The organism is Pontibacter indicus (assembly GCF_900156345.1).
Classification (GTDB): Bacteria; Bacteroidota; Bacteroidia; order Cytophagales; family Hymenobacteraceae; genus Pontibacter; species Pontibacter indicus.
This window is the reverse complement of the sequence record NZ_FTPP01000002.1, coordinates 585,142-606,750: the sequence shown is the minus strand read 5'-3', so window position 1 is coordinate 606,750 and position 21,609 is coordinate 585,142. Positions and strand designations below refer to the sequence as shown.

At 54.3% G+C, this 21,609-nt stretch carries 18 protein-coding genes and 1 tRNA gene; 12 read left to right on the top strand and 7 right to left on the bottom strand.

The window, feature by feature from the left end; all coding sequences use genetic code 11:
- Window positions 1–2: 2 nt before the first annotated feature.
- Window positions 3–845 (bottom strand): hypothetical protein, encoded by an 843-nt coding sequence (locus B0B12_RS11340; RefSeq protein ID WP_076668950.1) that lies wholly within the window; start codon window positions 843–845, stop codon window positions 3–5.
- 24 nt (window positions 846–869) lie between these two features.
- The gene (gene rfbC, locus B0B12_RS11335) at window positions 870–1,412 is read right to left on the bottom strand and encodes a dTDP-4-dehydrorhamnose 3,5-epimerase (RefSeq protein ID WP_076668948.1); all 543 of its coding nucleotides are present in this window, start codon (window positions 1,410–1,412) and stop codon (window positions 870–872) included.
- A gap of 201 nt (window positions 1,413–1,613) precedes the next feature.
- On the opposite strand from rfbC, the gene hflX reads away from it, so the two are divergent.
- The 3 genes from hflX to ppk1 all read left to right on the top strand — a co-directional run bounded on the left by hflX (window position 1,614) and on the right by ppk1 (window position 6,267).
- Complete coding sequence (hflX, locus tag B0B12_RS11330; protein WP_076668946.1) at window positions 1,614–2,822, top strand: GTPase HflX; 1,209 nt, start codon at window positions 1,614–1,616, stop codon at window positions 2,820–2,822.
- Window positions 2,823–3,575: 753 nt separating this feature from the next.
- Window positions 3,576–4,070 carry a SixA phosphatase family protein gene (locus B0B12_RS11325; protein WP_076668944.1) on the top strand — a complete coding sequence of 165 codons (495 nt, stop codon included), beginning with the start codon at window positions 3,576–3,578 and terminating at the stop codon, window positions 4,068–4,070.
- A gap of 94 nt (window positions 4,071–4,164) precedes the next feature.
- Entirely contained in the window at window positions 4,165–6,267 is a 2,103-nt protein-coding gene (gene ppk1, locus B0B12_RS11320) for a polyphosphate kinase 1 (protein WP_076668942.1), read from the top strand.
- Window positions 6,268–6,344: 77 nt separating this feature from the next.
- Here ppk1 and B0B12_RS11315 read toward each other — a convergent pair whose 3' ends face one another.
- Complete coding sequence (locus B0B12_RS11315; RefSeq protein ID WP_139337795.1) at window positions 6,345–7,394, bottom strand: DUF6268 family outer membrane beta-barrel protein; 1,050 nt, start codon at window positions 7,392–7,394, stop codon at window positions 6,345–6,347.
- Between the two features lie 80 nt (window positions 7,395–7,474).
- Complete coding sequence (locus tag B0B12_RS11310) at window positions 7,475–11,284, bottom strand: metallophosphoesterase (protein ID WP_244554688.1); 3,810 nt, start codon at window positions 11,282–11,284, stop codon at window positions 7,475–7,477.
- Window positions 11,285–11,643: 359 nt separating this feature from the next.
- Here B0B12_RS11310 and B0B12_RS11305 point away from each other — a divergent pair, with 359 nt between their 5' ends.
- Window positions 11,644–12,909, top strand: a complete 1,266-nt coding sequence (locus tag B0B12_RS11305; protein ID WP_076670284.1) for a Pycsar system effector family protein — start codon at window positions 11,644–11,646, stop codon at window positions 12,907–12,909.
- Between the two features lie 128 nt (window positions 12,910–13,037).
- Here the strand turns inward: B0B12_RS11305 and B0B12_RS11300 are convergent, their stop codons facing one another.
- Window positions 13,038–14,351, bottom strand: a complete 1,314-nt coding sequence (locus tag B0B12_RS11300) for a hemolysin family protein (RefSeq protein ID WP_076668938.1) — start codon at window positions 14,349–14,351, stop codon at window positions 13,038–13,040.
- Window positions 14,352–14,683: 332 nt separating this feature from the next.
- On the opposite strand from B0B12_RS11300, the gene B0B12_RS11295 reads away from it, so the two are divergent.
- Together B0B12_RS11295 and B0B12_RS11290 are read left to right on the top strand one after the other, a co-directional pair.
- A tRNA-Arg gene (locus tag B0B12_RS11295) sits at window positions 14,684–14,758 on the top strand.
- A gap of 148 nt (window positions 14,759–14,906) precedes the next feature.
- Window positions 14,907–15,242 (top strand): hypothetical protein, encoded by a 336-nt coding sequence (locus B0B12_RS11290; RefSeq protein WP_076668936.1) that lies wholly within the window; start codon window positions 14,907–14,909, stop codon window positions 15,240–15,242.
- Window positions 15,243–15,312: 70 nt separating this feature from the next.
- On the opposite strand, the gene B0B12_RS11285 is transcribed toward B0B12_RS11290, so the two are convergent.
- Window positions 15,313–15,645, bottom strand: a complete 333-nt coding sequence (locus B0B12_RS11285) for a T9SS type A sorting domain-containing protein (protein ID WP_076668935.1) — start codon at window positions 15,643–15,645, stop codon at window positions 15,313–15,315.
- A 194-nt stretch (window positions 15,646–15,839) separates the two neighbouring features.
- Between B0B12_RS11285 and B0B12_RS11280 the strand changes: the two genes are divergently transcribed.
- The 5 genes from B0B12_RS11280 (at window position 15,840) to B0B12_RS11265 (ending at window position 19,388) form a co-directional block, all read left to right on the top strand.
- Entirely contained in the window at window positions 15,840–16,949 is a 1,110-nt protein-coding gene (locus B0B12_RS11280; protein ID WP_076668933.1) for an NAD(P)/FAD-dependent oxidoreductase, read from the top strand.
- A 183-nt stretch (window positions 16,950–17,132) separates the two neighbouring features.
- Window positions 17,133–18,254 carry a type III polyketide synthase gene (locus tag B0B12_RS11275; RefSeq protein ID WP_076668931.1) on the top strand — a complete coding sequence of 374 codons (1,122 nt, stop codon included), beginning with the start codon at window positions 17,133–17,135 and terminating at the stop codon, window positions 18,252–18,254.
- Entirely contained in the window at window positions 18,235–18,936 is a 702-nt protein-coding gene (locus B0B12_RS11270; RefSeq protein WP_076668929.1) for a methyltransferase domain-containing protein, read from the top strand. The genes B0B12_RS11275 and B0B12_RS11270 overlap by 20 nt, the downstream gene beginning before the upstream one ends.
- Before the next feature lie 39 nt (window positions 18,937–18,975).
- Entirely contained in the window at window positions 18,976–19,152 is a 177-nt protein-coding gene (locus B0B12_RS20330) for a hypothetical protein (RefSeq protein WP_170871852.1), read from the top strand.
- A 23-nt stretch (window positions 19,153–19,175) separates the two neighbouring features.
- Entirely contained in the window at window positions 19,176–19,388 is a 213-nt protein-coding gene (locus B0B12_RS11265) for a hypothetical protein (protein ID WP_076668927.1), read from the top strand.
- A 2-nt stretch (window positions 19,389–19,390) separates the two neighbouring features.
- Here B0B12_RS11265 and B0B12_RS11260 read toward each other — a convergent pair whose 3' ends face one another.
- On the bottom strand, window positions 19,391–20,293 hold the full coding sequence (locus tag B0B12_RS11260; protein ID WP_076668925.1) for a histone deacetylase family protein: 903 nt from the start codon (window positions 20,291–20,293) through the stop codon (window positions 19,391–19,393).
- A gap of 555 nt (window positions 20,294–20,848) precedes the next feature.
- Here B0B12_RS11260 and B0B12_RS11255 point away from each other — a divergent pair.
- Window positions 20,849–21,478 (top strand): porin family protein, encoded by a 630-nt coding sequence (locus B0B12_RS11255; RefSeq protein ID WP_076668923.1) that lies wholly within the window; start codon window positions 20,849–20,851, stop codon window positions 21,476–21,478.
- Window positions 21,479–21,609 lie beyond the last annotated feature (131 nt).

The following is a 21,609-nucleotide window of genomic DNA, read 5'->3' as shown; positions in this document are numbered from 1 at the left end:
AGTTAGTTGATTTTCACGTGTTGCTTCGATTGGGTATTCACAGACGTGATAATCTTTACATTATTTACATCAGCGGTGAGACTCATTTTCAAGTCAGACTCATACTTGGTTATAAAACTGTTTTTGATGTCAAACTCCGAGCTGCCTGTCCCTGTACCTGAGGCGGCAATGTTTGTGCCCTGAGCCACCATGTCCAACGTTACTGTTTGGTTGATATCGAAGTGAGCGATGTTGCCTTTTATGTTCTTGAGCTTGTAATTCGTAATGATGACCATGTGGATAGGGTCGCTACCTGTTACGGGCATGCTCATGGGCACACGCTGCTCAAACGTATCGCCTACTTTCATGGGGTCAGCAGGAAAAACGATCTGATTCTGCACGTTCTCCAGCATATACCTGATTGTATTTTCTAATTCAGCCGTTAGCTTGTCGCTGATCAGAGTATCGATCACGAATTTACTCTCTTCGCTATAACGGCCTTTCGCTACCAGCCCAGAAACCGGGTTCTCCACCACAGTTTCCTTGCCATTGTTTTTTGAAGTCGAAATGGCCTTGCCATACACGATGGTAGCAGGTATGCTTTTGTCTTCCTGTAAAGCCCCTGTGCTAGTGGTGGCCACCATCTCATTTCGGTTTTCTATAACGAAAGGCAAGGTTATTTCCTTTTCGATTTCAGCCATCTGCTCTGGGCTGCCCTCAAAATTCAGCACCGACTTCGAGTAAGTCGAAACTGTAGTAGCATACGCTGTATTCGGGGTGAACCTCACCTGGAATTTGACCTCTTTCTTCTGTGCCCAGGCAGTAACTGAGCAGAGCAGGAGGCATACGAGTAATAATTTCTTCATGTAGAAGTATAAAGGGTAGATAAATTAAAACGGCGAGTCAAAATCCTGTAGCAGCGGCAGCACTTCGTCTTTTGGCGACACCAATGGCTCGGCTATACCCCAGTCTATACCCAGGGTCGGGTCGTTCCAGAGAATACCGCCTTCGGAGAGTTGGTGGTAGAGGTTGGTGCATTTGTAAAGGAAACTCGTGTTGTCTTCTAACGCCACAAAGCCATGCGCGAAGCCTTCCGGAATGTAGAGCATGTTGTGCTGCCCGGCATCGAGGATACAGGTGGCATGCTGCCCGTAGGTAGGGGAGTTTTTGCGGAGGTCGAGTGCCACATCCAGGGCACGGCCCGAAGCAACCCGCACCAGCTTGCCCTGCGCATAAGGCGGCTTCTGGAAATGCAGCCCGCGTAACACACCTTTCTTCGACACCGACTCGTTGTCTTGCACAAACACCGGATTGATGCCGAAAGGCGCGAACATGCTGGCATTGTAGGTTTCCATAAACCAGCCGCGCTCATCGCGGAACACCCGCGGTATAAACTCGATCAGGCCTTCGATGGCATAGGTCTTGTGCTCCATGGCTGGTATGAGGGGATTTGCGGCTGCTCTTTTATAGGCTGGCAAGTTAGGCTTTTTCCCCTTTCTTCTGAAATTTTTCACCTAACTTGCAACCGCTCCAGGCCGCTATACCTGCTCATCTTGACCGGGTCCGGAGCTAATTACGTACAATGATGCACGCCGGAAAAAAGGCTGACAAACCGCTACGCTTAACATCTGACAATGGGTAAACAAAAATACTACGAAACCGCCAAACCACAGGAAACCGCCATACTGGTGGCTGTGCCCGGTTACAAACAAACCGACGAACAAACCAACGAATACCTCGACGAACTGGCCTTCCTGACCGAAACAGCCGGCGCCGTGACCCTGAAACGCTTCGTGCAGAAACTCGACAAACCCGACATCCGCACTTTTGTGGGCAGTGGTAAACTCGAAGAGATCAAAGCCTATGTAAAAGAGCACAGCGTGGACATGGTGATCTTTGACGACGACCTCACCCCCTCGCAGGTGCGCAACATCGAGCGCGAGCTGCAGGTGAAGATCGTGGACAGAAGCTTGCTAATCCTCGACATCTTCGCGCTGCGGGCCAAAACCGCCCAGGCACACGCCCAGGTAGAGATGGCCCAGTACCAGTACCTGCTCCCTCGCCTGACCAACCTCTGGACGCACCTTTCCAAACAAAAGGGTGGTATCGGTATGAAGGGTCCAGGTGAGACGGAGATCGAGACGGACCGCCGTATTGTGCGCGACAAAATCTCGTTGCTGCGTGAGCGTCTGGAGAAGTTCGAAAAGCAAAACTTTGAGCAGCGCAAGTCGCGGGCAGGTATGGTGCGCGTGGCCTTGGTTGGGTATACGAACGTGGGCAAATCTACGCTGATGAACCTGCTCTCCAAGTCCGACGTGTTTGCCGAGAACAAACTCTTCGCCACAGTAGACGCCACGGTGCGCAAAGTGGTGCTCGACAATATCCCTTTCCTGCTGTCCGACACGGTAGGGTTCATCCGCAAGCTGCCTACCAAACTCATCGAGGCCTTTAAGTCCACCCTCGACGAGATTCGCGAAGCTGATCTGCTGGTGCACGTAGTGGATGTGTCGCACCCTTCATTTGAAGACCACATTGCGGTGGTAAACAACACCCTGCTTGACATCAACTCGGCCGACAAACCGGTGCTGCTGGTGTTTAATAAGATAGACCAATACCTGGAGCAACGCGAGCAGGAGCTGGCAGAGGAGTCAGGTATGCATGAGGATGGCCACAGCAATGTGCGCCCTTCCATCGACGACCTGAAAGCGACCTACATGGCCAAGGTACACGCCCCAGCCCTGTTCATATCAGCCACCAACCGCATCAACATCGACGAGTTGCGCGCCGAATTGCAGCGCCGTGTAGCAGAGATCCACTTTGAGCGCTACCCGAATAACGTGTAGGGTATACCTGGAAGCATTGGAAAGGGAGCAGTCTGGCAGGGACTGCTCCCTTTTTTTGTGGCTACGGAGCGCCAAGACCTCGCAGCGTCCGCAGCTCCTGCGAGTGCCTGTTTAGGTATAGCTTGTCTGAATCAGGATTTTCAGGATTAGAGGATTTTCAGGATTCCGGTGCACGATTAACACACCCCTGCCCCTCTCGAGAGGGGAATCTCCGCCATTACCACTTCAAGGTATAAGCGCTGTAGTTTTTGTTTTGCTATACCGGGCCCAACCACCCCTAACCCCTCCTAGGAAGTAGTCTACCACTACTATCATAAACTATCACTGACAGGTATAGCAAGACTAACTTGCACGGAAGCAATGAAACACCTAGCGGTGCCAGGTGCACGAAATGACACTCCACTGTTCGAGCGGTCAGCGAGTGGGGGTAGGGGCCCTCGATTTGGAGGGTCTTGACTTTTTTGCTTACTTTTTGTGTCAAGACAAAAAGTAAGGCCCGCCCGGCCAGGGCAAGCTATGAAACAACTCAGCTTAGGTATAGCAAGAAATTAGCTACGATAGGTATAGCCATACTGCCAGTATACATGAGCCAGAGGCCACACCATAGCTGTCACGGGCGCGGGCGCCCGCGCCATACCACCATCCTCCCCACCCCGCCAAAACTATTTTACACTCCTTTCAGTAAACACCATGTATAGCATGCACGCTATGTAACAGACGCGCTGCTATACCTTTCTGAAAGAGAACCACCTTATGAAAACCTTATATATCATGCGGCATGCCAAGTCCAGCTGGAAGTTCGAGGAGCTGAGCGACCATGACCGACCTCTTAACAAACGTGGCCGCACCGATGCGCCTCTCATGGGCCAGGAACTGGCGGCCAACAACGTCAATCCGCAACTCATTCTGTCGAGCCCTGCGGTGCGGGCACTTACCACGGCTACCTTGGTGGCACGCGAGCTCGACTACGATGCCGACGACATTGCCATAGATGACCGCATCTACGGCGCCAGCGCGGCAGAACTACTGGAAATTGTGCGCGAGGCGCCAGCCAATGTAGACAGCATGGTGATCGTGGGCCATAACGAATCCATTTCGGAGTTCGCCAACCTACTCTCGCCGAAGCACCTTTCCCGCATGCCCACGGCCGGGGTGGTCGCGCTTCGGTTCGACTGCGAGGACTGGCCTGGCGTCAACCGCAGCAATGCTGGCCTTTTGTTTTACGATGTACCCAATAACCATAAATAACACAGCACAGCAGGACAGCCAGGTATAGCTCCATACCCGACTGCCCTGCTTATACTTTTACACAAATGCCCCGCACCGGGCAGCAAACCAAACCATGCAAACCGATACCAAAGATAAAACACCAACCACCACGCCGCTGATCAACCGTGAACTCAGCTGGCTGGCCTTTAACTACCGCGTGCTGCAGGAGGCGCAAGACCGCTCCGTGCCGCTGCTGGAGCGCATCAAGTTCATGGCCATCTTCTCGTCGAACCTGGACGAGTACTTTAAAGTGCGCGTAGCCACGCTCAAGCGCCTGATCAAGCTCAAAAAGAAGACCCGCGAAAAACTATCCGAGGACCCCGCTGATACCTTTGAGCAGGTGCTGCAGGAGGTAAAACGCCAGCAGGAGGAATTCGGAAAGGTCTTCAGAGAGAGCATTCTGCCTGACCTTCGCCAGCAAAACATCCACCTGCTCACCGAAAACGACCTGAACGAGGAGCAGCAAAAGTGGGTGCAGGCTTACTTTGCTGAGCACATACAGCCACACATCCTGCCGCTCCTGCTCGACGAGACCGAGACCCACTTTTTCCTGAAAGACCAGACCGTATACCTGGGTGTGCAGCTCTTCGAGCCGAAGGAGAAAGACCTGAAGCCAGAGCGCTTTTCCATGCTCGAGATCCCTACCAAAAAGCACGGTGGCCGCTTCGTGAAACTGCCCACTGTGGACGGACAGCGCTATGTGATGTTCCTCGATGATGTGATCCGATTCTGCCTGCCTGCGCTATACCCGGACTATGGCCGCTTCGAGGCACATGCCGTGAAAGTGTCGCGCGACGCTGAGTTGGACATTGAAGAAGAGGTGTCGGGCAGTTTGATGGCCAAGATCCAGAAGAGCCTGAAGAAGCGCGAAACCGGCTACCCGGCTCGCCTACTCTACGACCCCGTTACGCCCCGACCTATACTGGAGGCCATTATGGCACATACCGGTATCTCGGAGGACGAATTGGTGGAAGGCAGCAAGTACCACAACTTCCGCGACTTCTTTGGCTTCCCCGACTTTGACCTGCCGGACCTGAAGTACTCGCCGCAGCCAACGCTCGTGCACCCGCTGCTGGAAAAGGAAGAGAGCCTGATCGAGGCCATGAAAAAGCAGGACTACCTGGCGCACTACCCTTACCAGTCCTTCGACTACGTGCTGCGCCTGTTCGAGGAAGCCGCTAACGACCCGAAGGTGACCGCCATGAGCGCCACCCTCTACCGCGTTGCCGACAACTCGGCCATTGCCAGGTCGCTGGTGAAGGCTGCCAAGAGCGGCAAACTGGTGACGGTGGTGGTGGAGCTCAAAGCCCGTTTCGATGAAGAGTCGAACATTTTCTGGGCAGCGAAACTGCAGAAGGCCGGTGCCAACGTCATATTGGGTCTGCCTGACCTGAAGGTACACACCAAGCTGGGCCTGATTACCCGCAACGAGGATGGGCAATTGGTGAATTACGCCTACCTGAGCACAGGCAACTACAACGAGGACACGTCTAAAATTTACGCCGACCATGCGCTGTTCACCTCCAACAAGGTCATCACCCAGGATGTGGAGCAGGTGTTCAACTTTTTCATCGATCGCCAGCTTGACAAGAAGTTCAAGAAACTGCTGATGGCCCCGATCAACATGCGCGACCGCTTTATGGATCTGATCAACAGGGAAATAAAGAACGCCACCAAAGGCAAACCCGCTAAAATGATCCTCAAGATGAACGCCCTGCAGGACGAACGCATGATCAAGAAACTATACGCAGCCAGCCAGGCCGGTGTGAAGATCGAACTGGTGGTGCGTGGCATTTGCTGCCTGGTGCCCGGTGTGGAGGGGCTGAGCGAAAACATCCGGGTACGCTCCATTGTAGACCGCTACCTGGAGCATGCGCGGGTATACATCTTCCACAACGACGGCAAGGAGGAGTATTACGTGGCCTCCGCCGACTGGATGACGCGCAACCTGAGCCGCCGCGTGGAAGTCGCCTTCCCGATCCTGCAGAAAGACCTGATTGAGCAGATCCGCACCATCATAGATCTACAGCTAACCGATGATACCAAGGCCCGCGACATTGACAACAACTATGTAGCGCAGGCAAGCCCTACCCACGTCCGGTCACAGTACGCCACCTACGAGTACCTGCGTGGGTTGATCCCCGAGGGGATGAAGCCTGCCCGGAAATCGAAGTAGCTATACCTTACAGCAACGACAAAGCCCGATCCGCTATACCTGCAGATCGGGCTTTGTCGTTTCTATACCTGTGTTTTTTAGCGGTTCTGACTGCGCTCCAGCAGTTTGCGGGGTGGCACGGCGTAGAGCTCTATGCCAATGTAGCCTGCCCCGGCAAGTTTATTGGTAATCAGCTCATCGCGAGAGCCCACATCGTCGAAAGCGCGGTGGCGGTAATATTGCCGAAAACCACCTTCCACGGCAAACCACAGAAAGTCGTAGATCTCCTGCTCCAGTCGCAGCAGGCCTTTGATGTCGGTGCGACGCAGCTCAATGTCGTTGAACTGTGAGAGCGGCGGCTCGCTGGCGTAAAGGTTGTAGCTGGCACCCTCGATGCGGTAGCCGGTGTAAAGGAGCGTCTTTTCAGACACATTGTAGCGCACGCGCAGGTTGGCCGGGAAGATGGACTCCACTCCCCAGCGGTCGTTGAAGGTGCGGTTGTAGATGATGCCCGGATACAGGCGCTGCCGCCCGAAGGTATAGCCCAACTGAAAACCGATACCCCAGGCAAAGTCCGGGCTGCGCTTCCAGCCATAGCCCACATCCACAGTGGTTTTAAGGTAATCCGATACGTTGATATTGTCGCGGGTATAGTCGCCGTTCAGTTCGCCTTTTGCCCGCACGAGTATAAAACGCACCTCGTCAAACGAATGCAGGAAAGCGAGCTGCAGGCCCAGGCTTTTCAGGTTTTTGTCTTCCAGGTTGCGGTACAGGCTATAGGAGGCCGGCGATACACTCTCGAAGTTGAACTCCTCAAACTTATGGTCTATGCCCAGAATCAGCTTGGTTTGCGGCTTGTTCATAACAGGGGCCAGCGCTCGCACAAAAAACTTGTTGTGGCGCCGCACCCGCGCCCGTCCGTTGCCCACCTCCGGGTTGTCCGACTCCGACTCGATGTCGAATTGGGGCAGGCGCTCGTAGCCGATCACAATGCCGCGGCTTTTGCCCATGCCCCTTACGCCGGGGCTGGCGTACTCTTTTGTTTGTCTCTGCACATCAGTCAGGTCCTGCTCTGTTTCCTGAGCCAGTGCGCGTTCTCCTATCAGGAGCAAAGGTATAAGGAGCAGTTTAGGTAAGGTTAATTTCATAGTTTGTGGGTTATTACATGCCGTTAAATGCAAAAAGTGCCGCAATTGAGGCACTTTTTGCTATACGTCTTTGGATCATTTTAGAACAAAAAGCCGAAGCTTAAAGTCCACAACCGTTCCACATCGCCTTTGGCATAGGTCAGCACAATCACGTTTTTCTGCATAATGTCGGCCCATACGCCGCCGCCTATACCTGTGTGCAGGCTGCGGAAGAAGGCAGTGTCGCGCTCGCCGTCCTGGTACACGCGGCCCACATCGTAGAGGCCCAAAACCCCGAGCCTGCCCGGCGCCAGGTATAGGTTAAAGTCAAGGAGCGAGAGGCGAGCCTCGGCGTTGGCGAAGATGGCGCTGCGACCGGCAAAGCGGGTGCGACGGTAGCCGCGCATATTGTCCATGCCGCCCAGTGTGTTAGCCTGGTAGAAGCGGAAGTCACCGAAGTTATGCGCCGCGCCCAGTCGACCTGCCCAGGTAAGCTGGAACGGGAAGTTCGGTGTCAGGTAGAAGGCGAACTCTGAACTCACGTGGGTATAGCTAAGCTTCTCGCCGTCGGTCTGCTTGTTGAAGCTCAGTCGGTTGTGCAGGCGCATGCCGATGCGCGGGTTCTTCAGGTTGCCCTCGCCCAATATATCCATGTCGGCAAAGGCCATCAGGCCCACGTAGTGCTGCGACTCGAAGCGGCCCTGCTCCACATCGTAGGTGCCCGGCTCTATCCGGCCGTTCAGCGCCTCGTTTACCAGAAAGGTCTCGTGGTCGGCGTTGACCACCTGGAAGCGGTCGTAGGTGGGGCCTATCCCTATTTTGAAGAACGGCGCCAGGTTGTTGTTGAGCGTCGCCCCTACGCTCGCCCGCTTAAACCGGACACGGTAGAAAGAATCATCCTCCCCGTCCTGCTGGCGGGTGTCGTTGCCGTAGCCGTAGAAGTTGCGCTGGTACTGCGGCCCCTGCAGGGCTGCGTTCACGCCAATGTTCCAGTTGCCGAACACCTGTCGCACGTCGCCGGTATAGCGCACATTAAAAGAGTTGGTATGGAAGGCGTAATTGCCCTCCAGCAGGTGCTCTGTGGCGTATGGCGACTTACGGAACTTATGCGTGCGGGCGAGCACACCAGCCCCCACAAACAGGCCGTCATCCACGTTGTACTCCAGCGACAGGCGGGGCCCCAGGTAAGGCAGTTTGTAATTGTCGCGGTCGTAGAAGTTCACATCCGGGCTGATGCTGGTTTCGTCTTTCGTCTCCGGCCCGAAGTTGAACACATTGCCCTCTTTCGTGTCATACACAATCGTATGCCGCTTCACGCCTGCCACACGGGAGTTGTCGGTGATCACGTCCTCGTCGTTGCCCCCGATGATGCGCACGACGATGCCCTTGCCCACGTCGCCGTTCACTTCAAATTTGTCTTTGCCGCGTTGCCCGTAAAGGCGCAGTTCTTTGGTTTCGGAGGTATAGAACGTGCGTTTGAAAAGTGTGTCGCGGAGCACGCCTTCCTTGTTGATCTTGTAGACCGTCAGGTGGGTTTCATTATCATTCAGGCGGTTCAGGACAAAGTGCTCGTGCTTGTCGCTGCCGGCCACGTCCACCATTTTGGCGAGGTGCTCGTAGTAAGTCTCGGCCGCCTGCGGCAGCTTGTCGCGGCGCGAGCGCAGCTTGGCTTTGATCTCCTCCCCCGATATAGCCCGCACTTCTTCAGGCCACTGGTTGATGGCCTCTTCAATCACCTGGTCCGTCACGCCGGCCTGCACCTCTTTGGCAATGCGAATCCAGTCCTGCCGGGTGATGGCCGAGGTGAAGGTGCGGTCGATGGTGAGCGCGCTCAAGTTGAGCCCCACAATGTCGTCGAAATCATGGCTGAAGTTCTGGACGTTACGAACGCCCCATTTCCGGGTGGCCAGCCAGGGTATAACACCATCTGCCTTAAAGAATACCTGGTCGCGGTCTTCGGGCACTGGAATGTATACCTTGCCGCTGTCGGTCTTTTCCTCTTTCCAGCGCCACTGCCCCTCGTGGCGGTCCCAGTCACCTACCAGCATGTCGAAGAGCCGGGCGCGTACAAACTCCTGCTGGTTTACTTTGTTGTCGTTGTCCTGCCGCAACTCTTTCAGCACCTTGTCGGTGCCCACCAGGTTTTCTGCAAAGCCCAGACTGGCTACGTCCTCGTGGTTTTCGTCAGCGTCCTCTTCCAGGAAAGCGAGTGTGTTGCTGAACTCATCCATGTACTGGCGTAGGTAAGGCGTCTGCGGGATGTACACCAGTTTCGGGTTGGTATGGAACACACCAGCCGCGCTGGCCAGCCGAGGTATAGCGAGCGCGCCATAAGGGTGCTGGGCCGACACCTGGTCCTGCAAGAGTGCTTTGGCTGCGGTTTGTCGCAAATACTCGGGCAGTGCCATGGTCGGGTCTTTGTCAACGGTGCGCAGGGTGTACTCGCGGGCGTCGGGGTTGCGCACTTTCAGGGAGGCCGTTTGCCTACCACCGCCTTTCTGGTATGGGGTGAGCCCACCCAATTCGTTGCGCATGTCCAGCAAAGGTACTTCTACAGGTGTGGCCCACTCGCGGCGGTAGTGCTCGCCCAACATGGTGCGGCGCAGCCCTTTGGCGGTATAGTTGTCGTTGGCGGCCACCACAATGGTGCTGTCGGCGTAATTGGTTTCGTCTACGATGGCTGCCCGCTTGCGCCGTGGCTCCTTGGCATAGAGCGGAGTCCGGAAGGTCATGGTACCCTCCGAGCCGTCGCCTTTCGGTGCCCAGTACTCTACCCAGGCCTCGCCATTGTCGTAGTACAGCAGCTTGGCAAAGCCCTTCACCTGGTGGGTGTACATGGCGTTGCCGCCTCCCTTCACGTGCTGTATCTTACAGCCCGAACCGCTGACAATGTGCGTCAGTTTGTTGTGCTTGTAGTGCTGCAACGAGTGCTCGTGCCCGGCAGCGTACACAATGTTATCATACTTGTCGAAGATGTTGAGCAGCCCCTCGATGTAGGCGTTGTAGCGCGGGTGCGGAATGTCCTGCAGGATGCCACCATACTTGCGGGCGAACGGGTAGATGGACCCGAGCACTGGCAGTGGCACGTAAATCCAGTCGCGCAGCATGGTGAGCGGGAAAACGTGGTCTTTGAGGGTGAAGAACCCGCCGTGGTTGCCGCGCGTGAACAGTGGGTGGTGGGCTACCACTACGATGTTGGAGCCCTGGTGCTTTTCGATGATGTCTTCCAGCTTCACCAGAAAATCGGCTTCCGTAGAGGCCCAGCAGTTGCTGCCCGCGCCATAAGGGCGCTCCCAGGGGTGCAGCCACCACTCCGAGTCCAGGGCAATCAGCACCAAATCGTCACTGATCTTCACTTCATAAGGACCAGGACAGCCATCGCCGGGCACATAAAAGTCGCCGCCCACCACTATGCCCTCTTCAGTCAGGTATTCGTTCACATAGTTCTGCTGACGCACCACAAACTCAAGGCCGCCGCGGCCGCTGTGGTTCCAGTCGTGGTTGCCCGGAATCATGTACTTCTCGCCCTGGTAGCCCCGTAGCACATCCAGTTGGGCATTCAGGCGTTGCTCCGACACCTCGCGGTCGTAACGGCCGGGTTCGGGCAGGCCGTTGTGGTACACGTTGTCCCCTAAAAAGATGGTAGCACTCTGGGCCCCGGCCTCGTTCATCTGCTTTTGCATGAGCTTGAGCGAAGGCTCCTGCTGCTTCAGGTCGGGCGCTCCCACGTCACCGATCAGGAAGACGGTATAGTTTACCTTGTTATTTGCCTTGGGTTCAGTTTGCTGCCAGTTGAGCACGTCGCGGCTGTAGTAGGGTTTTTGGGTGGCGCAGGCTTGCAAAAGCACTAAGATAAAGCCCACAGCCAGGGGGCGTAGGAAAAGAGGTATAGCGTGTAGACGGTTTTTCATAGGGTTCTGTGTGTAGGGAGTATCCTGTCTAGCAAAGGCAAATGTGCCTGCCGCAGCACGCAGAGGAAGATTGCCGCCGGCCGGAAAGGACTAAAAGCAAGGGTTGGGTTTGGTAGAGCATGGTTGGTATCAGCGCCTGCATATAGCGTCGGGGTTGCGGCAGGGCTGAGATAAATAACGTAGGGCACCTGCATTAAGTTTTTGTCTCACTATATAGGCAGCGTGCGCGTTGCAGCCGGCCCTTTCAACAAAAAGCGCTATTCACCGTAACGGCAAAAGAATACAAGCACCACCTACAACCGCCGTCCATAACTGTGCATCACCTGCAGAGCTACCTGACAAGGGCGGCAGACACCATTATGGAAGAACAAGATATCGTCAAGCAAGCCAGTGAATACGTCTTCAGGCTTTTTAAGGAGCAACTGTCCAAAAAGCTTGTCTACCACAATTACAAACATACCTTCGAGACGGCCAACGAGGCCCGGCAACTGGGCGAACTGTATGGCCTGAGCCCTGAGGAGCTGCAGGATCTGGAGCTTGCCGCCTGGTTTCATGACACCGGCTATGTGAAGACCTACGACGGACACGAAGAAGAAAGCGTGCACTACGCCACCTCCTGGCTGGGGGAAAGGAATTACCCGGCCGAGCGCATTGCCCGCGTGACGGACTGCATCAAAGCCACCCGACACGGCCTCAAGCCGGAGACCCTGCTGCATGAAATAATCGTGGATGCGGACATGGCCAACATTGGAAAGGAAACCTTTTTTGCCACAGCCGAGCTGCTGCGCGTGGAGTGGGAGATCTTTAAAGAGCAGTTTTTCACGGACCAGGAGTGGGCCCAGTTTCAGATGGATTTCCTGCTTTCTACCTCCTTCCACACGGCCAGAGCCCAGCAAAAGTATGCCGGACAGCTCGGCCTCAACATTCAGGAGCAGCGCAACCAGTTGCAGAAAGAGTCGAAGAAGCTGAAACAGGAAGAGAAGGAACAGCGCGAGACGCTGGCCCAGCCCAAGCGCGGCATCGAAACCATGTTCCGCAACACCTATCGCACGCACCTCAACCTGAGCGCCATCGCCGACAACAAGGCCAACATGATGATCAGCCTCAACGCCATCATTATGTCCGTGATCATCACTTACCTGAGCACCAAGACCTCCATTACCGGGGCTGAGTTTGCCCAGCACCGTTCGTTGCTTGTACCGGTGGGCCTGCTGCTGCTTACCACGCTCGGCTCTGTGATCTTTGCCATCATTTCGGCCCAGCCAGAGGTGACCAGCTTCAACTTTAACAAGAAAAAGATAAACAGCCGAAAAGTGAACCTGCTCTTCTTCGGCAACTTCACCAACATTCCCCTGGAGGATTTCCAGAACGGCATGCACGAGATCATGCGCGACAAGCAGTCGCTGTACACTAACATGATCACCGACATCTATTACCTAGGTGAAGTGTTGCGCCGTAAGTACAGGATTTTGCACATTTCTTACTCTATTTTCATGGTGGGCCTCATACTGACGGTGATCGCCTTCGGCATCTCGATCGCGTTTTACGACGAACCGGTGCTTGACCCTACCCAACAGGAGCAGACCACGCAGGAGCCCGCGCCACAGGAGCAAAACAGCAGATAAGCCTTATGCCAAGGCACTTAATTGCTGCTAACTCAGTATTTACAATCCGTATTGGATATAAATCAGAAAGAGCGCCCGGCAACTGATGCCGGGCGCTCTTTTTCAAGGGAAGGAAGCCTAATAATGAGTTATCGGTCTGAAGGATGCAAAGATGCCTCTTCGCTCTCGATGGGCTTCAAGATCACCTTGTCGACCCTGAACCCGTCCATATCCACGATCTCAATTTCATAGCCGCTCACCTCAAACTTGTCGCCGGCTACCGGAAGTTTGTCCAGCATGTAGGAAATGAAGCCAGCGAGCGTAACGTAATTGTCGGCATCCTTGGGTATAACCTCCTGCTTCAGTTGCCGGTTGAGGTCGTATACCTCCATCGAGCCGTTCACCAGAAGTGACCCGTCGCTTCGCTTAACAATATCCGGCTCATCCAGCTCGTCTACGTCCGGCAGGTCCCCTACGATGGCCTCCAGAATGTCGTGCAGGGTGATGATGCCCTCACTTGAACCGTATTCATCCACCACAATGCCCAGGTACTGCTTTTGGTTTTTAAATATGTTCAGCACTGCGCTCACCATCATCGTTTCGGGAATGTAAATGGGCTGCTGCAGGATGCTCTCCAGCGGCGCCCCGCTATCTTCGGCCAGGTACTCGTAGAAGCGTTTGGCAGTCAGTATGCCCAGTATTTTATCGAAGTTGCCATCGGCCACCGGGAACTTGGAGTGCGCGCTGCTCTGGATCAATTCCTTGATGGCTTCGAAAGGCTGGTTGATGTCGATGTACTCTACGTCCATGCGGTGCGTGCGCAGGTTTTTGGCGCGCTGCTCTGAGTAAGTGAAGATATTCTGGTGCAGCTGAATTTCCTCTTTTGCCAGAATGCCCTGCTTGCCTGCGGTCTTGATGATCTGCCGGAGTTCTTCTTCCGACATCTTCTCCTCGGACGGCTCCTTGATGCCGAGCACCTTGATGACCAGATTCGTAGAGCCTGAGAGCAATTTCACCAGCGGCAGGGTGATGAAGGTGAACACTTTGATGATGGGCGCCACGAAAAGGGCGATGTTGTCGGCGTTGCCGAGCGCAACGGTTTTAGGTATAAGCTCGCCAACTACGATCGTGAAATAGGTTATAAGGCCGATTACCAGAACGATGGAGAGCGTGCTGGCATAGGGCGCCAGAAAGCTGATACCTGACAGCCACTGCTCCATGTCGTCGGACAGGGCGGCCCCGCCGTAAGCACCCGACACAATCCCGATCAGCGTAATGCCAACCTGTATGGCCGAGAGGAAGTTTTCCGGGGATTCGATCAGTTCCAGCACCGTGGCGGCGTTCTTGCTTCCCTGTTTCGCTTTATTTGCAATCCTGTTCTTATTGACGGAGATAATGGACAGCTCCGACAAGGCAAAGAAGCCATTAAGAAGGGTCAGGAGTATTAAAATGACAATTTCCATTGAGGTGTCGTCGGGTGTTTAAAAAGATAGTTTGTCTGCCTTTATACCTTCTGCGATGAAAGGAGTATAAAGAATGCCTCTAATTTAGCTAAATCTACTTATAGAAAAATACTGTTGATGGCAGGAGCCATTTCTTACCTGCGTAAATCATACTTTAAACGTAATACGTCTTTTATGATGTAACCATAAGAGTTATCTTTGCGCCAACAGAAGTTAAACTTTGCAATACGAAGCTTTCATCCGTAAAGGCGCGTAACCCAAAGTATAAAACATGCTTGTGGGAAAGGTATAGGCAGGTCCTGAAATTGCCTATATAACCTTATGACTGCCAGGGCCCTGTAGTTCAATGGATAGAATAGGAGTTTCCTAAACTTTAGATAGCAGTTCGATTCTGCTCAGGGCCACCATTTCAAGAGTTGTTATTCTGTAAGATCCGGGAACTAAATCACTCCGGTACGCTTTAATAGTAAGTGCCTGAAATACTTCGCGAAAGCACTATATTTTCGATTTCATATTTTATTCGCTATATTCGGGCAGAAGCCACTCTCTTACACCATGAAAACAACCTTAACAGTATGCATGCTGGCCATCTTTGCCAGCCTTGCCGCCTGCAATAGCGAACAGAGGAGCACGGAAGTGGATGGTTCTGAAGCTACTGTAGCCAGCGAAACCGGGGAACTCCCTGCCGATGTGCTGTATGCAACCCGTCCCCTGATGGGCGGGGAAGTGTACAAAACGGCTAACTTTCAAGGGGGCAGCCTGGTTCACTTCGACACCACGCAACTTATCCAGGTGCTCGACACGACTGACGTGATGTTTGTAAAAGCCCGCGTGCACCTTGACACCACCGCTTACACTGGCTTTGTATCCAAGGCTATCCTGCCCGAATAAACCCGGTAAGCCATAAAACAGAAAGGCCGCTCTTGCAACAGAGCGGCCTTTCTGTTTTATAATTCTTTCCTTATTTAACGACAACCCGACGAACGGAACTGTAGCCGTCGGCTTCAATCTTCACATAGTACAGCCCTTTAGCGAGCCGGGTCAGGTCTACGGTTTTGGTACTCTGGATGTCGGGGCGGCTGATCACTTCCTGATACACCTCGTTCCCGATCACATTCAAAATGCGCAGTTCTACCTGATGGGCGTTAAGCTGGGCAAACGAAATCGTAAAAACCCCGTTGTTGGGGTTAGGATAAATAGCAACTTCTTTTTCCTGCTGCTCCAGGCTCTTCTTAGTGTCGCCTTGTCCGGGCGCCGGCTCGCGTACCTGAGCATGTGACAGTAAAACTGCCATACAGAAAAAGAAAGTAAGTATAATTTGCTTCATATTGAGAATTAAAGTCTAGTCCTTCTGAGTATATACAAAAGTTGTTCCATATTGTTAACGTTCTGAGCAATAATTTGTTCTTGCATTTTACGCACAGAATCGGATGCTTTCACCAAATAAAAGAAAGTTTTTTTGTACTATAAACATAAAGTCTGTCAATTATGCAGATAGCCGTTATCGGAGGGGGCCTTGCTGGACTGACCAGTGCTATTGCCATGGCCAATCAGGGACTTTCGGTAACGCTGATCGAAAAAAAGTCCTACCCACTGCATAAGGTATGTGGCGAATATGTTTCGAATGAAGTGCTGCCATACCTGCGAAGCATCGGAGCCGACCCGGCGCTACTTCAACCCGCTTCGATCTCCCGCTTCAGGCTCACTTCCCCTAAAGGCGTTGTGCTGGAGTCACCACTCGACTTGGGTGGTTTCGGTGTGAGCCGCTATACCTTCGACCAATTTCTGTACCAGGTGGCTTTGTCAAAAGGCGTGCAGGTGCGGCTGCAGACGGCGGTGCAGGACGTGCAGTTTGCAGGCAATCAGTTTCTACTCAAATTATCAGATGGCGATACGCTTACCGCTGAGGTGGCGCTGGGCGCCTTTGGCAAGCGGAGTACCCTTGACCGGCAGCTCAACCGCTCCTTCTTTTCAAAGCGATCCCCATACCTTGGCGTCAAATACCACCTGCGGCTCGACATGCCCACAGACCTGATCGCACTGCATAATTTTCAGGATGGCTATGCCGGCATTTCGGCCATTGAAGACGGACGCTACTGTTTCTGCTACCTGACCACCCGTGAGAACCTGCGCCGGCATGGGGCCATACCTGCCATGGAGCGGGCCATCCTGCAGCAGAACCCACACCTGCGCCGCATTTTCTCAGAGGCCGAGTTCCTGTACGAGCAGCCCGAAGTCATCAACGAGATTTCCTTTGCCACCAAAACTTGTGTAGAGAACCACCTACTGCTATGCGGCGATGCGGCCGGCATGATCACACCACTTTGCGGCAACGGCATGGCCATGGCCATTCACGCAGGCAAACTGGCAGCAGAGCAGGTGGTACATTACTTCCAGAGCGGTCGCAACCGGCAAGCCCTAGAGGCTGGCTATACCTTGGCCTGGAAAAAACAGTTTGAGCAGCGCCTGCGGGTAGGCCGCGCCGTGCAGCGGCTCTTTGGCCACCCCCTGCTTTCGGAGGCGGCGGTGGGCACGCTGCGTCACCTGCCGGCAGCGGTGCGCCTCATCATGCGCCAGACCCACGGGCAACCCTTCTAATCGCATACATCTTAAAACGGCCGCTTTCGTACTTATCCAAACCTGTGGCTGCATCCTTTCAGGGGGAAAGCCCAAACATAGTGATCGCCTGGCTGTTGCTGTTTAGACCTGCAACCGACGAGCCGGACACAGGTATAGCAACTCTATTGCTCAGAAACAAAATCTTAGAACGGACACCAGCTTATGAAAAGCTATATCTGCGGAATCGGCACAGCTAATCCCCCCAACAAAGTCCCGCAGATGCAGGTGGCCGACTTTATGGCAGCAGCCCACCAGCTTGATGAACAGGGAAGTCGCAAGCTCAAAGCACTTTACCGGGTGTCAGGTATAGGGCAGCGCTACAGTGTGCTCGAAGACTTTACCCGCCAGAACGGCGACTATACCTTCTTTCCCAACACCCACGACCTGGAGCCCTTCCCGACAGTGCAGCAGCGCATGGAGGTATACCGCAAACACGCCCTCGACCTGTCGGAGCAGGCCGTGCGCAACTGCCTGGACCAGGTCAGCGCCACCCCGCTGCAGAGCCTGACGCATCTGATCACCGTCAGCTGCACCGGCATGTACGCACCCGGCCTCGACATTGAGCTCGTGGAACGGCTCGAACTGAACCCCTGCGTGCGGCGCACGGCCGTTAATTTCATGGGCTGCTATGCGGCTTTTAACGCCATCAAACTGGCCGACGCCATCTGCAAAGCCGACCCTAGCGCACGCGTGATGCTGGTGTGCACCGAGATCTGCACCATCCACTTTCAGAAGAACCCGGAGGAGGATCATTTGGTGTCGAATGCGTTGTTTGGCGACGGCTCGGCGGCAGTGCTCATGCAAGGGCAACCCTGCCAGGAAGTGAGCCTCGAGCTGCAATCTTTTCACTGTGACCTGGCCCCGGCCGGAAAGCGCGAAATGGCCTGGCATATTGGCGATACGGGCTTCGAGATGACACTCACCTCCTACGTGCCCGACCTGATCAAAAACGGCATCAAGCAACTCACCGAGCGCCTGTTACAAGGCCTGCGCACGACTGTTTCAGAGATCAAACTGTTTGCCATACACCCCGGCGGGCGCCGCATCCTGGAGGTGATCGAACAAGAGCTGGGCTTGACGCGCGACGACAACCGCTTTGCCTACCGGGTGCTGCACGAGTTCGGCAACATGTCGTCGGCCACGGTGCTCTTTGTGCTGAAGGAGCTGATGGCCAGCCTGACCACACAGGAAAAAGACGAGCCGGTGCTGAGCTTTGCCTTTGGCCCCGGCCTTACTCTGGAATCGATGTTACTGAAGGTGCACTATGCTGAAGCAAAGGTCTAACCAAGCAGAGCTGATGGACGACCTCAGTCTGTCGGGTGACGAGCTGCGGCGCAACCTCGAAGAGCTGGAAGTGATCAACACCTGGCTGGGCGGGTATAAAGTGGTGACGGATGCGCTGGAGCGGCTGCTGGCCGGATATACAGGTCCGCCGCTACGCCTGGCCGACATTGGCTGCGGCGGCGGTGACACGCTGCGCCACATTGCCAAGTGGGCCCGACGCAAGAACATAAAACTGCAACTCACAGGTATAGACGCCAACGAGTACATGGTGCGCTACGCCCGGCAGCGCTGCGGCGGATTCCCCGAAATAGAGCTGGAGCAGCATAATGTCTTTTCAGAGGAGTTCGAGCGCCAGCAATATGACATCATCGTGTGCAGCCTCTTTTGCCACCACTTCACCGACGAGCAACTCGTGCACATGTTCCGGCAGCTGCACCGGCAGGCAGGTATAGCCGTCATCGTCAACGACCTGCACCGGCACTGGCTAGCTTACCACTCCATCAAGTGGCTCACAAAATTCTTCTCTGACTCGCACCTGGTCCGGCACGATGCGCCGCTCTCGGTGTGGCGGGCCTTCCGGCGGGAGGAACTGGGCCGGCTGGTGCAGGCGGCAGGTATAGACCAGTATAGCCTGCGCTGGATGTGGGCATTTCGGTGGCAGTTGCTTTTGAAAAAAGCCTAACAATTAGTACCTTAACTGGGTATACCAACTTACCCGATTATGATGCGACGGATCAATGTGCCTTACCTGCTCTCGGTCCTGCTGGTTGCCACGGCGTTTTATTTCGCCTGGTCCCGTGAGTTTGTGACAAACGTATGGCTGGCACTGGCCCTGGTGGTCACCCTGCAACCGGCTGTATACCTAGTGCTGCGCCACGCACGCAATAGGTATAGCTGAATCGCTCATTTAACCCTTCTGACATGAACAAAAGCACGCTTAACTTCTGGATCCTGTTTATAGTGTCCATCATACTGTCCGCCCTGATTATCTCCATCTTCGTGAAAGTGCTCAAGGCGGTGTTGTTTATTATCCTGGTGCTGGTACTGGCGCCCATCATCTACATCGTGCTCAAGCTACTCTTGCCGGGCGCAAGGGGCAAGAGCGAAGACGATAAACTGAAGTCCAGGCCCTAGGCTTAGAAAAAGAGCTGCTGCGCCAGCCGGAAGGTGTTGGCGTGCGCGTCCACAATGTGCGCGATCTGTTTGGAGTAGCCCCCGCCCATGCTCACCGTGACAGGTATACGGTGGCGTGCGCAGGCCTCCAGCACCATGCGGTCGCGCTGTTTGCAGCCGGCTATGCTCATGCCCAGCTTCCCAAGCTTGTCGGTAGCCAGCACATCCACCCCCGACTGAAAAAACACGAAATCCGGTTCCTGCTCATCCAACAGCCGCGGCAGGAGCTCTCCCAACAGCTTTAGATACGTTTTGTCATCCGTGCCCTCCGCCAGCGGCACGTCCAGGTCCGACTGTTCCTTGTGGAAGGGGTAGTTATGCCCGCCGTGCATGCTGAAAGTAAACACCCGTGGCTCGTTCCGGAAAATCTGCGCCGTGCCGTTGCCCTGGTGCACATCCAGATCAACCACCAGCACTTTTTTGATGCCTTTATACTTGATGAGGTGATTGGCGGCGATGGCGATGTCGTTGAGCAGACAGAAGCCCTCTCCCCGGTCGGTAAAGGCATGATGTGTACCGCCGGCAATGTTCATCCCGATGCCGAACTCCAGCGCGAACAAGGATGCCTGTAACGTACCGTTCATGATCACGACCTCGCGCTGTACCAGTTGCTCAGAAAGCGGAAAGCCTGTTTTGCGGATCTCTGAGGGGCTCAGCTGCAAGTCGCGGAGGCGTTGCCAGTAGGTGGCGTCGTGGGTGTCGAGGATGTACTGCTCTTCGAGCGGCTCGGGGGCAAAGAGGTTGTCCTGGGTGATGGTGCCTTCGTAAAGCAGCTGCTCGGGCAGCAAGTCATATTTGGCCATCGGGAAGCGGTGACCTTCGGGCAGGGAATGGGCGAATATCTCGGACCAGGCAATTTTAAGCATAGCGTAAAATTAACATTTATACCTGTCCTCTGGTTTATCCACGGCCGCATTTTAATCCTGGCCAAGCTCCTATACCTCTCCTTCAAAGCCGGAAACCGGCCTCTTTTCTATTCTATCACAAGCTCACTTCTACCTGGTTTTCAGTGCAATTACAGGCAATACACATTATGTAAAGCACACTGTGCACATAGGTGTATAAATTCTTGAAACCCTATATAATTGCCCACAAATGCGCCTTCAGCATGTGGAAAAATGTGGATAACTATGTTGATTAGCGTGAATTATCCACCATTCCGTGTTAACTCCATGTTAATTTCAGGTAAATTTTTACCTCACTGTCATCGGGTGAGGGCCCTGTACAGAGGCGGCTATACCTGGAGTTGTCCAATAAAAGCACTACACGCTTAGAGCCTTTTCGGACCAAAAGCTATACCTACCACCTGGAATCTGGCCGGATGCAACCTTTATTATTTAGAAAACGGTATATAGAGTTCTACACATAAAAGAAGGCACCCAACCGCACCTCATCGATCTCTAGACCAACCAGCCAACAACATGAAAAAACCCTTCCTCTTCCTGATTGCACTCCTGATCTCGGCTAGCGCCATTGCCCAGTCTGAGTACGGCCCCTCAGCGGGGCAGCAGAACCACAACCTGTTTAGCGGCACCGGCCCTAACGCTGGCTTCGGCATAAAAGGCGGGGTGAACTTCGCCACATTGCGCGGCAGCGACAAAGACGTGCTGGGCAATTTCAAAGGCCTCACTACTTTTCATGCGGGGGTCTATACCCAGTTCTCACTCGGCAACACCTTTTCCATACAGCCCGAGGCGATCTACTCCCGCAAAGGCATCGAGCGCAACGACTCCACCTTCCGCTTCGACTACCTGGAGGTGCCCATCCTGGCCGTGTTCAACGTCACAGAGACCATTAGCATCCACCTGGGTCCGCAGGTGGGCATCCTGATGTCGGCCAAGGAAGAGGACACCGAGGTGAACATTGAGCCGCTCAACACTTTTGCCTACGGGGTGGCAGCCGGCGCCGAGGCGCGTCTGAGCATCTTCAGGCTGGGCGCCCGGTATAACCTGGGACTGGAGGATCTGCGCAAGGAGAATAATCAGGGCCAGAAAATTAACCAGGACTTAAAGCACGGGGTATTCCAGGTATACCTGGGCCTTGGATTTTAAGGCGCTTCCCTTCGGAGGCAGGGGCTTACAGCAAATTCCTGTTTTATCGAAAGCATAGGTATAGCCTGCCCTTTTTCAGCCATTTGCCCCTGCATGCCGTATTTTATACTGATAAGACAAAGCTGAAAACC

What these genes read in the sequence shown, in the direction of transcription:
- B0B12_RS11340 (WP_076668950.1), bottom strand. Translation starts at nt 845, where the DNA reads ATGAAGAAATTATTACTCGTATGCCTCCTGCTCTGCTCAGTTACTGCC.
- rfbC (WP_076668948.1), bottom strand. Translation starts at nt 1,412, where the DNA reads ATGGAGCACAAGACCTATGCCATCGAAGGCCTGATCGAGTTTATACCG.
- hflX (WP_076668946.1), top strand. Translation starts at nt 1,614, where the DNA reads ATGGGTAAACAAAAATACTACGAAACCGCCAAACCACAGGAAACCGCC.
- B0B12_RS11325 (WP_076668944.1), top strand. Translation starts at nt 3,576, where the DNA reads ATGAAAACCTTATATATCATGCGGCATGCCAAGTCCAGCTGGAAGTTC.
- ppk1 (WP_076668942.1), top strand. Translation starts at nt 4,165, where the DNA reads ATGCAAACCGATACCAAAGATAAAACACCAACCACCACGCCGCTGATC.
- B0B12_RS11315 (WP_139337795.1), bottom strand. Translation starts at nt 7,394, where the DNA reads ATGAAATTAACCTTACCTAAACTGCTCCTTATACCTTTGCTCCTGATA.
- B0B12_RS11310 (WP_244554688.1), bottom strand. Translation starts at nt 11,284, where the DNA reads ATGAAAAACCGTCTACACGCTATACCTCTTTTCCTACGCCCCCTGGCT.
- B0B12_RS11305 (WP_076670284.1), top strand. Translation starts at nt 11,644, where the DNA reads ATGGAAGAACAAGATATCGTCAAGCAAGCCAGTGAATACGTCTTCAGG.
- B0B12_RS11300 (WP_076668938.1), bottom strand. Translation starts at nt 14,351, where the DNA reads ATGGAAATTGTCATTTTAATACTCCTGACCCTTCTTAATGGCTTCTTT.
- B0B12_RS11290 (WP_076668936.1), top strand. Translation starts at nt 14,907, where the DNA reads ATGAAAACAACCTTAACAGTATGCATGCTGGCCATCTTTGCCAGCCTT.
- B0B12_RS11285 (WP_076668935.1), bottom strand. Translation starts at nt 15,645, where the DNA reads ATGGCAGTTTTACTGTCACATGCTCAGGTACGCGAGCCGGCGCCCGGA.
- B0B12_RS11280 (WP_076668933.1), top strand. Translation starts at nt 15,840, where the DNA reads ATGCAGATAGCCGTTATCGGAGGGGGCCTTGCTGGACTGACCAGTGCT.
- B0B12_RS11275 (WP_076668931.1), top strand. Translation starts at nt 17,133, where the DNA reads ATGAAAAGCTATATCTGCGGAATCGGCACAGCTAATCCCCCCAACAAA.
- B0B12_RS11270 (WP_076668929.1), top strand. Translation starts at nt 18,235, where the DNA reads ATGCTGAAGCAAAGGTCTAACCAAGCAGAGCTGATGGACGACCTCAGT.
- B0B12_RS20330 (WP_170871852.1), top strand. Translation starts at nt 18,976, where the DNA reads ATGATGCGACGGATCAATGTGCCTTACCTGCTCTCGGTCCTGCTGGTT.
- B0B12_RS11265 (WP_076668927.1), top strand. Translation starts at nt 19,176, where the DNA reads ATGAACAAAAGCACGCTTAACTTCTGGATCCTGTTTATAGTGTCCATC.
- B0B12_RS11260 (WP_076668925.1), bottom strand. Translation starts at nt 20,293, where the DNA reads ATGCTTAAAATTGCCTGGTCCGAGATATTCGCCCATTCCCTGCCCGAA.
- B0B12_RS11255 (WP_076668923.1), top strand. Translation starts at nt 20,849, where the DNA reads ATGAAAAAACCCTTCCTCTTCCTGATTGCACTCCTGATCTCGGCTAGC.